The sequence below is a fragment of the Sphingopyxis indica genome (genome assembly GCF_032879645.1).
Classification (GTDB): domain Bacteria; phylum Pseudomonadota; class Alphaproteobacteria; order Sphingomonadales; family Sphingomonadaceae; genus Sphingopyxis; species Sphingopyxis indica.
Map to the genome: position 1 here is coordinate 2,933,083 of NZ_CP076394.1, position 15,361 is coordinate 2,948,443.

General features: G+C 65.0%; 14 protein-coding genes. 10 read left to right on the forward strand and 4 right to left on the reverse strand.

All coding sequences use genetic code 11. The features are described from left to right. Complete coding sequence (locus KNJ79_RS13830; protein WP_317151514.1) at positions 1 to 771, reverse strand: GntR family transcriptional regulator; 771 nt, start codon at positions 769 to 771, stop codon at positions 1 to 3. A gap of 20 nt (positions 772 to 791) precedes the next feature. On the opposite strand from KNJ79_RS13830, the gene KNJ79_RS13835 reads away from it, so the two are divergent. From KNJ79_RS13835 to KNJ79_RS13880, 10 genes are read left to right on the forward strand one after another with little or no spacing between them, the layout of a single operon-like run. After that, positions 792 to 2,594, forward strand: a complete 1,803-nt coding sequence (locus tag KNJ79_RS13835) for a CocE/NonD family hydrolase (RefSeq protein ID WP_317151515.1) — start codon at positions 792 to 794, stop codon at positions 2,592 to 2,594. A gap of 38 nt (positions 2,595 to 2,632) precedes the next feature. Then, positions 2,633 to 3,745 carry a CapA family protein gene (locus KNJ79_RS13840; protein WP_317151516.1) on the forward strand — a complete coding sequence of 371 codons (1,113 nt, stop codon included), beginning with the start codon at positions 2,633 to 2,635 and terminating at the stop codon, positions 3,743 to 3,745. Beyond that, the gene (locus KNJ79_RS13845; protein ID WP_317151517.1) at positions 3,742 to 4,191 is read left to right on the forward strand and encodes a TRAP transporter small permease; all 450 of its coding nucleotides are present in this window, start codon (positions 3,742 to 3,744) and stop codon (positions 4,189 to 4,191) included. Before KNJ79_RS13840 ends, KNJ79_RS13845 begins: the two co-directional genes overlap by 4 nt. Before the next feature lie 26 nt (positions 4,192 to 4,217). After that, on the forward strand, positions 4,218 to 5,495 hold the full coding sequence (locus KNJ79_RS13850; protein WP_317151518.1) for a TRAP transporter large permease: 1,278 nt from the start codon (positions 4,218 to 4,220) through the stop codon (positions 5,493 to 5,495). 5 nt (positions 5,496 to 5,500) lie between these two features. Next, positions 5,501 to 6,376 carry a hypothetical protein gene (locus KNJ79_RS13855; protein ID WP_317151519.1) on the forward strand — a complete coding sequence of 292 codons (876 nt, stop codon included), beginning with the start codon at positions 5,501 to 5,503 and terminating at the stop codon, positions 6,374 to 6,376. Then, positions 6,373 to 8,475, forward strand: a complete 2,103-nt coding sequence (locus KNJ79_RS13860; RefSeq protein WP_317151520.1) for a CaiB/BaiF CoA-transferase family protein — start codon at positions 6,373 to 6,375, stop codon at positions 8,473 to 8,475. The genes KNJ79_RS13855 and KNJ79_RS13860 overlap by 4 nt, the downstream gene beginning before the upstream one ends. 35 nt (positions 8,476 to 8,510) lie before the next feature. Then, positions 8,511 to 9,773 (forward strand): 2-hydroxyacyl-CoA dehydratase subunit D, encoded by a 1,263-nt coding sequence (locus KNJ79_RS13865; RefSeq protein ID WP_317151521.1) that lies wholly within the window; start codon positions 8,511 to 8,513, stop codon positions 9,771 to 9,773. Further along, positions 9,770 to 10,837, forward strand: a complete 1,068-nt coding sequence (locus tag KNJ79_RS13870) for a TRAP transporter substrate-binding protein (RefSeq protein ID WP_317151522.1) — start codon at positions 9,770 to 9,772, stop codon at positions 10,835 to 10,837. The genes KNJ79_RS13865 and KNJ79_RS13870 overlap by 4 nt, the downstream gene beginning before the upstream one ends. A 2-nt stretch (positions 10,838 to 10,839) precedes the next feature. Continuing rightward, positions 10,840 to 11,838 carry an alpha/beta hydrolase family protein gene (locus tag KNJ79_RS13875; protein WP_317151523.1) on the forward strand — a complete coding sequence of 333 codons (999 nt, stop codon included), beginning with the start codon at positions 10,840 to 10,842 and terminating at the stop codon, positions 11,836 to 11,838. After that, on the forward strand, positions 11,799 to 12,989 hold the full coding sequence (locus tag KNJ79_RS13880) for a CaiB/BaiF CoA transferase family protein (RefSeq protein WP_317151524.1): 1,191 nt from the start codon (positions 11,799 to 11,801) through the stop codon (positions 12,987 to 12,989). The genes KNJ79_RS13875 and KNJ79_RS13880 overlap by 40 nt, the downstream gene beginning before the upstream one ends. 57 nt (positions 12,990 to 13,046) lie before the next feature. Here the strand turns inward: KNJ79_RS13880 and KNJ79_RS13885 are convergent, their stop codons facing one another. Genes KNJ79_RS13885 through ligA form a run of 3 tightly spaced genes read right to left on the reverse strand, consistent with a single transcriptional unit; the run spans position 13,047 to position 15,351 of the window. Beyond that, a complete protein-coding gene (locus KNJ79_RS13885; protein ID WP_317151525.1) occupies positions 13,047 to 14,006 on the reverse strand; it encodes a Gfo/Idh/MocA family oxidoreductase in 960 nt (319 codons plus the stop codon). 35 nt (positions 14,007 to 14,041) lie between these two features. Further along, on the reverse strand, positions 14,042 to 14,947 hold the full coding sequence (locus tag KNJ79_RS13890; RefSeq protein ID WP_317151526.1) for a class III extradiol dioxygenase subunit beta: 906 nt from the start codon (positions 14,945 to 14,947) through the stop codon (positions 14,042 to 14,044). Continuing rightward, positions 14,947 to 15,351, reverse strand: coding sequence for a protocatechuate 4,5-dioxygenase subunit alpha (ligA, locus tag KNJ79_RS13895; protein ID WP_317153924.1), 405 nt, complete (start codon positions 15,349 to 15,351; stop codon positions 14,947 to 14,949). The genes KNJ79_RS13890 and ligA overlap by 1 nt, the downstream gene beginning before the upstream one ends. Positions 15,352 to 15,361: the final 10 nt, after the last annotated feature.

The window sequence follows — 15,361 nt, forward strand, 5'->3', positions numbered from 1 at the left end:
TCAGGCCAGCACTTCTTCGTGAAGCATCGACAGAACGCCAAGCCCTGCGCTGATATGCGCCTGCATCTCCGCATTGGCGCGCACCGGGTCATTCGCCTTGATGGCGGCTATCACGCGATGATGGTCGGCATTGGCTGCGCTCAGGCGATCGGTGCTGTAGAAGCTTTCGAACATCAGCCGATGGATCGGGACATGCAATCGTTCCAGCAGGCTGGCAGCGACTTCATTGCCCGCCCCCTCGATCAGCTTGCGGTGCCACGCCAGGTTGAGCCGACCGAACTGCTCCGGTATGTGCTTTTCGACGCATTCGTCGAGCTGGCGCTGGATTTCCATCAGTTCCTCGCGCTGGTCATCGCTGGCATTGGCGATGAACTCTGCGGCGCACAGCCCCTCGAGCGCCGCGCGGCAGTGATAGATCTGGCGCACTTCATCGATGCCGGCGTCGCGCACCGATGCCCCGCGATATTCCTCGATTTCGACAAGGCCTTCCACTTCCAGTCGCTGGAATGCCTCGCGAACCTTGGCCCGGCTCGCGCCGGTCTGGCGAATGATCTCGACCTCCACGAGACGCTGCCCGGGAACCATACGACCCCGCCGAATCCGGTCGCGAATCCAGTCGGCTACCTGCAACGCACCGGGCGCCTTGGAGTTCGATCCCAATGTGAATTCCATGCAATGACCTCCCATTGATCCGCGCTCTAGATTGTTGACGATATTATTTATGATAAAGAAGTTGCAAGCGGATTCGCCAATCGCGATGGTCCCCTGCAAGAAAGGACGGGAGAGCATCGATGCGTATCACCAATGCCATCCGCGCGGGCGCGCTGGGCCTGATGGTCACGTCATGCAGTCCGGCCGCCATTTCGGTCGCGCCGACCTCCGCGCCAGCTCCGGTCACGGCAGGAACGGCGACAACCGCCTCTTATCCCGATACAGTCCGCACATCATTGTATGTGCCCGTGCGCGACGGGACGCGGCTTGCCGTCAATATCTATCGCCCAGCGACCGGCGAAACGCCTGCAGCGGAAAAACTGCCCGGCATCTTCGTCGCCACGCCCTATCGCGCGCGCTTTAGAGACGACAAGGGCGAGGTCGTCGAACTGGCCGACAGCGACCGTCTGGCCGTGCAGACCCTGCTCGAGGCGGGCTATGTCGTCGCGGTGGCCGATATTCGCGGCAAGGGCGCATCCTTCGGCACCCGGCGCGGATTTCAGGATCGGACCGAGGCCAGGGACAGCTACGACCTGATCGAGTGGCTGGCGAAGCAGGATTACACCACCGAAAAGGTGGGCATGATCGGCTGCTCCTATCTGGGCGGCACCACTTTTCATGCCGCGACCGCGGCGCCGCCGTCGCTGAAGGCGGTGTTCGTGGGCGCTTCCGACCTCGACAAATATGGTTTCGTGCGCCGCGGCGGCATTCCCGCGCAGTTCAACACGCGCCCCGACGAACCGCCCGAGGTGGATCTCGCCAGCATTCCGGTCGATGCCGACACCGACGGATCGCAATTGAAGGCGGCCGTTGCGCAACATGCCGGCAATACACCGATGGCCGGGCTGTGGTACGGCATGCCTTATCGCGACAGCGTTTCCGCCTATACCGGCAACCGCTTTTGGGAAGAGGTCGCGGTATATCGATATCTCGATGCGATCAGAAAAGCCGGCATCGCCACTTATTTCTGGGGCAACTGGCATGACGAGCCCACGGCGCAGTCGATCCTGAGCGCGGCCAATATGCCGGGTTCGAAATTCCTCGCCGGTCCGGGCGATCATTGCGTCCCGCCGCCGGGTTTCGACTTTACCGGAGAGATCCGCCGCTATTTCGACCATTATCTGAAAGGCGTCGACAACGGCATCGAAGGGGAGGCACGCGCCAAATTCATCGTCGAGAACCAGGGCTGGATGCAGTCGGACAAGCTGCCCGGCGAATTCGCGACCGCAGTGCCTTTCTATCTTGCAGGCGGCAAGTCCGGCACCGCGAAATCGGTCAATGACGGGACGCTGCTCGCGTCACCGTCCGTTGCCGGGAGCGACCGCTTCACCGTCGATTATAATGTGCCCGACAGCGAATATTTCGCCTTCTGGGCACCGCCGATGGACGCGCACGGACTGAGCTATACGAGCGCGGAACTGGATGCGCCGATGACATTGGTGGGCTATCCGGTGGTCCATGTGCCGGTATCGTCGAGCACAGCGGACGCCAACGTGTTCGTCTATCTCGACGAAATCGACGCGAGCGGAAAGGACGAGGTTATCGCCTTCGGCCGGCTGGCGCTGTCGCACCGCAAGACCGGCAAAGCGCCGTTCGATACGCTGGACCTGCCCTGGCACTCGGGAATGGAGGCCGATGTCTCGCCGCTACCCGCCGGACAGAAGGCCGATCTGGCCATCGATCTCACTCCGATTTCACGGGTCGTCCCCGCGGGACACCGCCTGCGCGTCACCATCACCGGGGCCGACCCGCGGCAACGCAATCTGGCCGAGATCAAGCAGAATCCCGCGCCGGTGCTGACGGTGTGGCGCCGCGGCGGTGCGGAGTCCGCCCGCATTGACCTGCCGGTTGCCAATCCGGGCGCGATGGAGCCGCTGGATTGAATGACAATGCCCCTGACGACCCGCGTGAAAAACCGGACATGAGCGCGCACGACCCGATCCGTATCATCGTTACCGGCGACCTGGTGCTGGACGAGCCCGACGGCGATCACTGGCTGTCGGGAATTGCGCCCGCATTGCGCGGCGCGGACCTCGTCATCGGCCATCTGGAAGTTCCGCATGCCGAGGGCGCAGAGGAATTGGCGGGCGATGTCCCCGCCCCCGCGGCTCCGCCCGAAAACCTCGCCGCCCTCGCTCGCGCAGGCTTTGGCATGGTCAGCCTTGCGGGCAATCATATCGCCGACTGCGGGGCACGCGGCATTGCCGAAACGCGCGCCGGGCTGGCAGCGCAGAATATCGCCTTTACCGGTGCGGGAGCCGACATGGTCGAGGCGAGCGAGCCGGCCATCGTCACGATCAAGGGCTGGCGCGTCGGTTTCCTCAGCTATAATTGCGTGGGTCCGGAGGCCGGGTGGGCCACCGATAGCCGCGCAGGCTCCAATTATCTGCGCGTCGACACCGCCGATGGATCTCCCGTCGCACCCGCCGCGCCGCTGGCGCATGTGCCGCAGTCCGAACTGGACCGGTTGACGCAGGACATCGCCGCACTGCGCAAACGCGCCGACATCGTGCTGGTCGCCCTGCACAAGGGCAAGGTGCATACACCCGTCCTGATCGAACCCTATGAGCGGGCGCTGGCCGATGCGGCCATGGCGGGCGGCGCCGACGCCGTACTCGGCCACCACTCCCATATCGTGCGCGGCATCTCGTTCGCGGGCGACCGACCCATCTTCCACGGTCTCGGCAACGGCTGTGTCGTGACAAGCGCACTCGGCCCGGTGCAGGATCACCCCGCCCGGCGCGAATGGGCGGAACGGCGTAAGCGCCTGTTCGGCTTCGAACCCGATCCCGCCTACACGTTGGCGCCATTTCACCCCGAAGCGGTCAATGCCTTCATGGGCGAACTGATGTTCACCGGGCACGCTCCGGTGCAGACCTCCATCATAGCCGTGCGGGTAGAGCCGCCCGGCCGCCCCGTACTGGCCAAAGCCAGTGAGTGCGGGCCGATTTTCCGCTACGTCGAGGCAATCACCGAAAAGGCCGCACTGCCGCCGATCGCCATCGCTGCAAACGGCAAGGTCGCTCCGGCATGAACCGCGCCCTCCGTTGGCTCAGCTGGCTGGGCGGGATCGGCCTGCTTCTGGTCACCGCCGTCGATACCGCGGGGGTGATCGGCCGCCATATCGGCCTGCCGCTGCACGGTTCGATCGAGTTGATCCAGCCCGCGATCCTGCTCGCGGGGGTCGCGGGGCTGATCGCAGCGACCGATGCCCGTTCACATGCGAAGGTCCATCTTGTCATCGACCGGCTGGGCGAAAAGGCTAAGCACCGGGCGCGCCGCACGGCCGATATGGCTGCCCTGCTGTTCTTCGCGGGCCTGCTGGTCGGCAGCGGCTGGATCCAGATCGACATGTGGAACAGCCACGAACGCAGCGAGCTGCTTGGCGTACCTTGGGCCGCCATGCGCGCGGTGGCGACGGCGGGACTGTTTGCCATCACCTGCCTGCTCGCCTGGCGCGTCGTGCGGAGGCAGCCATGATCTTCGCCAATGCCCCGACCGGGCTTGTGGGCGTCGTCCTGCTGTTCGCACTGCTGGTGGCAGGCATGCCGATTGGCGCGGCGCTCGGGCTGGTCGGACTGGGCGGGCTGATGCTGATCCTCGGTATCGAGCCCGCGCTGATCAAATCGGGCGTGATTGCGATCGACACACTCACGCGGTACGAGCTGGGCACGCTGCCCCTGTTCATCCTGATGGCGCAGCTATTCTTTGCCGCCCATGCCAGCCGCGACCTGTTCGACGCCGCTGCCAAGTTCATGGGGCACCGCCGCGGCGGACTTGCCTATGCCGCGGTCGGCGGCTGCGCGGGATTCGGCGCCATCAACGGCTCCAGCCTCGCCACCGCCGCTACCATCGGCATGGTCGCGCTGCCGGAAATGCGCAAGCGCGGCTATTCCGACGCGCTGGCCACCGGGACGGTCGCGGCGGGTGGCACGCTGGGGCAGATGATCCCGCCATCGGGCGCGCTGATCGTGTTCGGTATCATCGCCGAACAATCCATCGGATCGCTGTTCACCGCGGCCATCATCCCCGGCATCACGCAGATGCTGTTCTATGGGCTGGTGATCTGGCTGCTTGTCCTGTTCCGCCCCTCCATCGCCCCGCGCAGCGAGCGCGCCAGCTGGCCCGACCGGTTTCGCGCCCTGCCGCGCATCCTCGACATGCTGGTGCTGATCGCGCTGGTTATCGGCGGAATCGCGCTGGGCTGGGTGAGCCCGACGGAGGCCGCCTCGCTCGGCGTGTCGGGGGCATTGCTGATCGCGCTGCTGCGCCGCCGCCTCTCGCTCGCCATGCTGCAGAGCGCCTTTGCCGAGACGCTGCGCACCAGCGGCATGATCCTGCTGGTGGTAATCGGGGCGCTGATATTTTCCGTCTTCGTCAGCGTTACCGGACTCGCCGATGCCTTGGGCACCCTGGTCACGGCGTTCGACCTCGGCCCCGTTTCGACGCTGCTGCTCGTCGCACTGCTGCTGCTCTTGCTGGGTTCGGTGCTCGACGGGCTTGCGCTGATGCTGCTGACGACGCCGATCCTGCTGCCGATCGTGCAGCAAATGGGCATGTCGCCGATCTGGTTCGGCATCTTCATCTGCCGCGCGATGGAAATCGGCTTCGTCCACCCGCCGCTTGGGATGAACCTGTACGTCATTCAGGGCGTGGCCAAGGACGTGCCGATCTCCCGCATCTTCAAGGGCGTCACGCCCTTCCTGCTCAGTGACCTGCTGCATCTGCTGCTGCTGATCCTGTTTCCCGCCATGGCCCTGTGGCTGCCAACGATATTGGGATGAACGCTATGATCGCCTCCGTCGGGCCGGTGCTGCCCCTTCCCCTGCTGCGCGCGACGGGCCGGTATCGCGGCCCGCTCGCCTGGAACGTCGATCGCGCCATGCCCTTCGCCGATCGATGGCTCGAAACGAAATTCCCGCCATGGGCCTTCTCGATCCTCGAAGACTGGGCTGCGGGGAAGTTCGACAATCTGGAGGCTGTGGTCTTCTCGCGCGCGGAAGATGCCGCGCAGCGCCTCTATTACTATGTCTGCGAATTGCAGCGTCGCGGCATAATAGGCGGGCCGCAGCCGCTGATCTGCGACGTGTCGCTTATTCCGCGCCCAGAAAGCATGGCCCATCTCGAAGCGGCGCTGGCAAGACTGGCAGAAATACTGGGCATCGGCGACGATGCGCTGATCCGCGCTCTGGGGAATGCGGGAACCGATACACCCCCCTCCGACGCCGGGACCGGCGCGCTGTGCCTGCTGGCTGGAACGCCTCCGCCCGACCGCCGGCTGCACGATGCCGCGACGCAGGCCGGCTGGCGGATGCACGGCCCCACGCTGGCCGAAAGCTGGAGCGAAATGGCGCCCGTGACGCTCGAGCCGGACGAAAGCCCGTTCACCGCGCTCGCCCGCGCGATGCGCGGCACCGCGGCGGGCAACCGGGATTTCCGGGACCGCAAGGCAGCGCTCGCGCGCGAAATCCGCCAGACCGGGGCCAGCGCCGCGGTGCTGTGGTTCACCGAAGACGACGAAGCCCGTATCTGGGATCTGCCCGGCCAGCTGCGCGTGCTGGACGAAATGGGGGTGCCGGCACTTGCGCTCACCCGCCGCGACTGGGCGGCGCGCGACGGCGCGGGCAGCGAAATCCGTCAATTCCTGAAGGAGCTATCCGCATGAAGCCGCTGGCCGGACACCGTGTTGCGACGCTGGGCGCCATGCAGGATCGCCCGCTCGCCCGCTATCTTCTGTCCCTGGGTGCGCAGCCTTGCGACCGGGTGGAGGATGCCTCCTTCGTCATCGACGATCTTGGCCTCGAAGCGACACGCGACCTGCCGATCTCCGCGAGCGCGGTCCATGTCTCGGTCACGCCCTTCGGATCGGGCGGACCGATTTCCGGCTGGAGGGCGGGCGAGCTCGTCGCCTCGGCCATGGGCGGGGCGCTAAGGGTCACGGGCGAACCGGGCTTGCCGCCGGTCAAGGAAGCGCTCGACGCCTGCACATTTCATGCCGACATGGTGGCCGCATGCGGCGCGATGGCGGCGCATTATGCGCGTGGAAGTGACCGGCACGGGCATGGGCGCGGGCAGCATGTCGACGTTTCGATCCAGGAGGTCGCCTTCAGCCGTAATTTCAACGGCGTGCTGGTCTGGCAGTTCGACCGGCGCAAGCTCGAACGCGTCGGCGGCGCCCTCGCCTATGGCAAGGCCAAGGTGCGCGCAATCTGGAAACTGGCCGATGGCTGGTGCTTCCATTCGCTGATGACCGGTCGGCTGGGCGCGCCCGCGAACCAGGCGCTGTCCGACTGGATGGACGATGCGGGCATGCCCAATCCGCTGGCCGGCACCGACTGGCTTTCGTACAACCGCTCGACGCTGCCTGCCGAAACGCGCGCCATCTGGGAAGCCGCCATCGCGGCCTTTTTCGCCAGCCGGACCAAGCTGGAAATCGCCGATGAGGGACACCGGCGCGGCATCAATGCATGCGTCGTGAACGAACCGGCGGACGTGCTGGCCGACCGGCACCTCCAGGCCCGGGGCTTCTTCGATACGCCCAGCGGCCTGCCCGAACGTTTTGCCGTCCTGCGTGAAGGAGCGGCGGCATCGCCCCCTGCCCCCGCCGTGCAGACCGGCGACAGGCCCGGCCCGCTGGCAGGGGTGAAAGTGCTGGATTTCGCCTGGGCGCTGGTGGGATCGATCACCACCAAGACGCTGGGCGACATGGGGGCCGAAGTCGTCAAGATCGAAAGCCGCACCCGGCCCGATCTCGCACGCCTCGACGTGCAGGTATCGGCGTCGGAACACGGCAACCTCGACGACAAGCCATGGTTTGCCCATCTCAATAGTTCCAAGCGCAGCCTCTCGCTCGATATGAAGAACCCGCGTGCGCGCGAAATTCTGAACCCGCTTATCGAATGGGCCGACGTGGTGGTTGAGAATTTCTCACCCGGCACGATGGCAAAGCTGGGGCTCGACTATGAGGCGCTCGTGCAGCGCAACCCCGGCATCGTGATGGTATCGGGCAGCGTGTTCGGCCAGACCGGACCGATGGCGCAGGAATGGGGCGTGGATGGCACCGGCGGCGCATTGTCGGGGCGTACCTATCTCACCGGCTACCCCGATCGCGATCCGGTGATCCCCGGCGCGGTGCCCTATGGCGACGTCATCGTGCCTTTCGTGATGGCTGCTAGTGTCGCTGCCGGGCTCCAGCACCGGCGCGAGACGGGACGCGGCTGTCACATCGACGCGTCGATGTACGAGATCTGCGTCCAGCAGATGCGCCCCAGCCTTGCCGCCGCGCTGGCGGGCGAGCGTCCGCAGCGCATGGGCAATGCCGACCCGCAGGTCCATTTTCAGGACGTGTTCCCCGCCATGGGCGAGGATCGCTGGGTCGCGATCAGCGCGTTCACCGCTGCCGAATATGAAAAGCTGACCGCGATCACAGGCAGCGACATCGCCGCGTGGACCGCCGTGCGCGAGGATCGCGCCATTGCCGAGCAGCTTCAGGCGGCGGGCATCGCCTGCGGTGTCGTGCAGGATGCCGAGGATATGATCGAACGCGACGCCCAGATTGCCGCCCGCGGTGCTTTGATCACGCTCGACCACCCGATCCTTGGCCCGTTCGGCCATATCGCTACCCCGATCCGCTTTTCGCATGATGAGCTTGCCCCGTTCCGTGCGCCGCGCATAGGCGAGCATTGCCGGGAGATCGCCCGCGACATTTGCGGCCTGGACGATGCCGCCATCGACGAGCTCACACAGGCCGGAGTATTCCAATGAGCAACGCCCCATCACCGTCCGCTACCGGACAGCGCATGCGCAAGACGCTGGCCTGCACCGCCGAGGCCAATGCCTATCAGAAGGCTTATGGCATGGACCTTCGCCGCCGGGTGGTGGACGAAGGCGAACCCTTCGCCATCGTGCAGGCCGACACCCCGCACGAGATTTTCCACGCCATGGACATCCCGATCATCACCAACCAGTGGTGGTCGGCCTATATTTCGGCCAAGCAGTTGTCGGGCCATTATTTCGAGGTGCTGGCGGACAAAGGCTATCCCGGCAACAGCTGCAAATATTGTTCGCTGGGGCTCGCCTGCACGCTCGCGAACGATCCCGCCACCGCGCCCTGGGGCGGATTGCCGCGCCCCACCGTGCTGGTCGCGCGCCTGACCTGCGACTGCATCCAGCACGTGTTCGGCCAATGGGCAGCGGCGATGGATACCGAGTTTTTCCCGATGGAAGCCCCCGCGTGGGAGCATAAGGACCCGTGCTGGTTCGAAAAATCGCGCGACAGCTGGGAAGAAGTCTATGGCCCGGCCCGCATCGACCTGATGGTTGCGGAAATGCGCGAGTTGATCGCCATTCTGGAACGGCGCACCGGGCGGCGCTTCGACGAGGAGAAATTCCGGCACCTGATGGAGCAGATCAATGTGCAGGAAGGCTATATCTGGGAAGCGAACCAGGCGCTGGCCAAGGCGCGCCCCTGCCCCGTTTCCATCGGCGAGCAGATGTCGAACACGATGATCCCGCAGTGGCATCGCGGATCGGACTGGGCCGTCGCGCATGCGAAAAAATTCCGCGACGAGGTGCTGGAGCGGATCGCGCAGGGCGAAGGCGCCGCGCAGACCGAAAAGGTTCGCCTGATGTGGATCGGCGCCGGCGTGTGGCACGACCCGGGCTTCTACCAGGCGCTGGAGGAGACGATCGGCGCGGTCTTCGTGTGGTCGATGTACATGCCCTTTGCCGGGCCGCAATATATCCGCGAACTGAAAGGCAGGCCGATGGAGGCGCTGGCCAGCCGGATCTGTTCGATGAACGAGGTTCTGCACTTGCCGCCATGGATGAACGGCTGGATCGGCAACGAGGCCCGGCGCTGCGACATCGATGCCGCGCTGGTGCTGCTGCCGCCGGATAATCGCCTGTCGCAATCGGGCACGAAGATAACCGCGCACACGCTGGAGGAAAGTGGCGTGCCGGTGCTGATGCTGGATGCCGACATGGTCGATGCGAATAAATGGGACCATGACCGCATGGTGGCGATGGTGTGCGACTTCCTGAAGGAAAAGGGCGTGGCATGACCGCCGCGCGCGCAACGCTTGGCTCATGGGCTGCAAGATGGCTGCTCGTGGCGCTGGCCGCGCTGCTGGCGGGTTGCGCCCGTCCTGCTCCGCCGGGGGTGACCGTGCTGACCTATGCCAGCCCCTATGGCCCCGGCCACCCGTTCAGCCGCGCCGACCGGGCGTGGATCGACTGGGTGGAAAGGGAATCCGGCGGCAGCATCCGGATCCGGCCCAACTGGTCCGGCCAGCTACTGTCGTCCGACATGTCGCTGGAGGAACTGCGCCACGGGGTAGCCGATATCGGTCTTATCACGCCGATCTATTCGCGCGGCGGCACACACCTCACGCGCATCCAGACAGGGTTCTACTCCGGCGCGGACAGCATGCCGCAGCAGCTTGCACTCTATCGCTGCATGCTGCGCAACAGCCCCGCACTTGCCTCTGAAACCGCCGGACTGAAAGTGCTGGCCGTGCAGGGCGGGCCGACCGTCGGCATCGTCACGCGCAATCGCAGGCTGAAAACGCTGGACGATCTGAAAGGCCTGCGCATCCGCGCGCCGACCGAGCTTTTGACCGTGCTGGGGACGCTGGGCGCCGACCCGGTCAACATGCCGATGGGCGAGGTCTATTCCGCGCTGGCCAAGGGCGTGATCGACGGGGTCGTCGCCCCGGCCGACACCTTTCGTTCGCTGCATTTCGCCGAGGTGGCGAAGCATTTCAACACGCTGGTCATTCCGCGCGGCGCCTATCCCGCCCGCGCGATGTCGCAGGCGCGTTGGGACCGACTGACGCCGGAGCAGCAGGCGCTGCTCGAACGCGGCATCGGCGTGTGGGAAGCGGCGATGATGGCCGAATTGAAGACCGCCTGGCAGCAGGGCTATGACGAGGCGGTGGCGCAGGGGATCGAGATTTCGGGCATGTCCGAAGCCGACCAGGCCCGTTTCGACGCGCTCTACCTTGCAGATGCAGAGCGCAATGCGAAGGCGCTGAACCGGTTCGGCATCGACGGTGAGGCGGTGTTGCGCATCGCCCGGCGCAGCCTGCGCGGAACCGGTGTGATCTCATGCGAACAGGGGAGTTGACGATGGCGCGGACACGAGCGGGCCTGCGGCGAACGGCCGCGGCAATCGCGATGGGCGTGGCAGTACTGACGATGGGCGTGCCCACAATAGCAGCAGCAGACAAGGAAGCGCCCGCTCCGCCGGGACCGATCGGCGATCCGACGGGCAATGGCGCGTGGCCCGCGATCGCGGAATCGCGCGCCGATGCGCCGGGCTATACGATCTATCGCCCTGCGGACATGCCCGCGGAGCCCTTGCCGCTCGTGCTCTGGGGCAATGGCGGCTGCCGTGATGCGGGGCTGACGGCGAGCCATTTTCTGCGCGAGATCGCCAGCCACGGCTATGTCATCGTCGCCAATGGCGCCCCGCGCGGCGAGCGCCCCGTCAAAACGGGCATCCCCGGCGAGGATGCCGTCGGAGCGCCTGCTCCCACCCTGCCCCTCACGCCTCCAAGGCGGGAGCCTGACGAGACCAGCACCGACCAATTGCTGGCCGCGATCGATTGGGCCGCGGAGGCCAATGGGCGGACGGGCGACGATCTGGAAGGCCATGTCGACACCACTCGCATCGCAGTGATGGGGCACAGTTGCGGAGGATTGCAGGCATTGCAGGCCGGCGCCGACCCCCGCGTCGATACGGTGGTCGCCTTCGCCAGCGGCGTCTATGTCCGCCGCGGTTCCGGGCTGAGCGGGGTCGATATTACCAAGGCGGATCTGGTCAGGCTGCACACGCCCGTGGCCTATGTACTCGGCGGGCCGACCGACATTGCCTATGCGAACGGCATGGACGATTTCGACAGGATCGGTCACGTGCCGGTGATGGCCGCCTCGATCCCCGTCGGGCACGACGGCACATTGTCCTATGCCGCGGGGGGCGATTGGGCCTTGGTCGGAACCGCGTGGCTCGACTGGCAGCTCAAACAGGACGAGGCGGCGCGGCACTGGTTCGTCGGCCCCGATTGCCGCCTTTGCGTATCGCCGGAATGGACCATCCAGCGAAAAAACTTCCCGGAGACCCCATGAGCCAACCCCTAACCGGTATTACGATTGCCGATTTCAGTCATGTCATGGCAGGCCCTTATGCCACGCATCTACTGTGCATGCTGGGCGCCGACGTTATCAAGATCGAGCCGAAGTCCGGCGACAATTTCCGCAACTATGGCGGCGATCGGCGCTATGACGGCATGTCGCCGGCCTTCATCGCCGCCAATGCGGGGAAGCGCTCGATCGCACTCGACCTGAAAGAGGAAGGCGATGCGGCCATCGCACAGCGCCTTGTCGCGCGCTGCGACGTGGTGGTGGAGAATTTCCGCCCCGGCGTGATGGCGCGGCTGAACCTCGGCTACGACCATGTACGCACGGTCAATCCCGACGTGATCTATTGCTCGATTTCAGGCTATGGGCAGGAGAGTCCGCAGCGGGACTGGCCCGCGATCGACAATATCGTGCAAGCCACCAGCGGGATGATGCTGCTCAGCGGAAGCGAGAGCGACGATCCGGTGCGCGTAGGCTTTCCCATCGTCGACACGCTGACCGGCCAGTCCGCGGCCATCGCGATATTGAGCGCGGTCCTGCGCAAACAGAATGGCGGCGGCGGCAGCCATATCGACGTCGCCATGTTCGATGCCGCGCTGGCCTTCATGACCTCCGCGCTCACGCCTTTCATGGTCACGGGCCAATCCATGCCGCGCATGGGCAATACCGGCTATTCTGGTCTTCCCACGGCCTCGCTGTTCACCGCCCGCGACGGGCGCGAGATTTCATTGGGCGTCGTCCAGCCCAATCAGTTTACCGCCTTGGCCCGCTTTCTGGACAGGCCGGACTGGCTCGACGATCCGCGCTTTGCCACCCCCGATGCACGGCGGGCCAATTTCGCAGCCATGACGGAGGAACTGGCCAGGATGTTCGCCGCCCGTGACGCGGCCGAATGGGAAGCCGAAATGAGCGCCGCCGGGATTCCATGCGGCATGGTGCGCAAGGTGGACGAAGCGGTGGCAATGGCCGGACCCGACGCGCTGCTGAACATTGCGATAGAGGGGATTCCGGGCGCGGGTACGGTGTCCATTCCCAATGCCGGTTTCCGCATGACGCCCGATGGTCCGGGCACCGCGGCGCCCCCGCCCAGGCTCGATGCCGATCGGGCCGACATTTTGGCATGGCTCGACAGCGATTGAACGATTGCTCGCCGGTCTTGGATAGCGCTCATCCAGCGCCCGCCAGCCGGCGCCGCATCAGGACCATCCGTCCTGCGCCTCGAGGCTGGCGGCGAGCTCGCCGATCACGCGATAGCAATCGAGAACGTCGGAAACCGAGCTGTTGGGGTGCCGCCCTTCCTTGATGGCGGCGACGAATTCGCGGTCCTGCAATTCGATGCCATTCATCGACACATCCACGTCCGAGACGTCGATCGGCTCCTCACGTCCCGTCACCAGATCGTCATAGCGGGCGATATAGGTGCCGGTGTCGCCGATATAGCGGAAGAAGGTGCCGAGCGGTCCGTCGTTGTTGAACGAGAGCGCCAGCGTCAGGATCTGGCCCGCCTCGGTCTTCAACTGGATCGACATGTCCATCGCGATGCCCAGTTCCGGATGTTTCGGGCCCTGCAGCACATTGGCGGCAACGACCCTGGAGCCGGTCATATACTGGAAAATATCGATCGAGTGCGCCGAATGGTGCCACAGCAGATGGTCCGTCCAGCTGCGCGGCTGCCCCTTGGCGTTCATGTTTTTGCGGCGGAAGAAGAAGGTTTCGATGTCCATCGCCTGGATGTTGAACTCGCCCGCGTCGATCTTTTTCTTCACCCACTGGTGGCTGGGGTTGAAGCGACGCGTGTGGCCGACCATGCATATCAGCCCTGTTTCCTTGGCTTTGGCCTCTACCGCCAACGCATCTTCCCAGCTGTCGGCCAGCGGGATTTCCACCTGCACATGCTTGCCCGCTTCCATGCAGGCAATCGCCTGGCCGGCGTGCATCTGCGTGGGGGTGCACAGGATCACCGCGTCGACGTCGGGCAGCGCGAGCGCTTCGGACAGATCGGTGCCCGAATGCGGCGCTCCGTATTTGGCGGCGACTTCGGCGGCCTGCTCGGCCTGCCGGGAAATCACCGAAGCAATTTCGACCCGTTCGATGTTCTTGAGGCCGTCGAGATGCTTTTCGCCAAAGGCGCCTGCGCCGACGAGTGCGATTTTCATGGGATAGTCTCCTGAATGATGTTTTTGCGAAGGGATCAGGCGATCCGCGCCTGTGCCGCTGCACTGTTTCCTTCGAGCGTCGGGCTGGGCGGCACCGTTCCATCCACCGGTTCCAGCACCATATGGCCCAGCGCTGTATTGCTGACGGGCACGTGGTAATGGCGGTGCAGCGCTTTCGTGCTCTTGCCCAAGGCGCCGCGCATGATCAGCCACATGACCATCTCGATCCCCTCGCTGCCGGTTTCGCGCAGATATTCAATATGGGGGATATGGCGCAGTTCCTGCGTATCACCGACCAGCCGGTCAAGGAAGCGGTTGTCCCACTCCTTGTTGATCAGCCCCGCACGCGGGCCCTGTAACTGGTGACTCATGCCGCCGGTGCCCCAGACCTGCACCTTCAGATCCTCGGGGAAACTCTCCACCGCACGGGCGATCGCCTCGCCCAGCGCCCAGCAGCGGTTGCCCGACGGCGGTGGATAGGTGACGACATTGACGGCGAGCGGGATCACTTTCGTCGGCCATTTGTCGACATGGCCGTACATCATCGACAGCGGCACGGTCAGGCCGTGGTCCACTTCCATCTCGTTGATGATGGTCATGTCGAATTCGTCGAGGATCAGGCTTTGCGCGATATGCCATGCCAGATCGGCATGGCCCTCCACCGGCGGCACGGGCCGCGGGCCGAAACCTTCGTCGGCGGGCCCGTAAAGCTCGCCGCAGCCGATGGCGAAGGTCGGAATGATCTTCATGTCAAAGGCAGAGGCGTGGTCGTTATAGACCAGGATGACGACATCGGGCTTTTCTTCCGCCATGAACTGCCGCGTCCACCCGAAGCCGTCGAAGGCGGGTTTGAAGTAAGCCTCGCCTTCCTTGCCGTGATCGAACGCATAGCCCAGCACGGGAATGTGGCTGCAGGCGATGCCATGGGTAATGCGGGCCATCAGTTCTTGTCCTTGATCGAGCGCACGCCTTCGGGCGAACGTCCGCCGGCGTTCATCATCGCCTGATAGTCCTCGACGCTCATGCCCGTCATCGTCGACACGGCCTGCACGAAGGACAGTCCGTCCGACGAGAACAGCTTGGAGAGGAAATAGATATTGCCGCCAAGGTCCAGCAGCCGGTTATAGTCGCGATCGAGAACGGCCTGCTTCTGCTCGTCGGTGATCGGCCATTCGTCGAGATAGGCCCGCTCGTCAGCGTGGAAACGCTTGCGGTTTTCTTCCTTCATCAGGCTCATCGCGAACTGGTTCAGCTGATAGCCCTTGCGCGCACGGGCGGCGGTATAGACCCGCGTGCCGGGGATATCGTCGAATTCGGCGAGATAATCGTGGATGTCAGTCACAATCCGTCCCCCC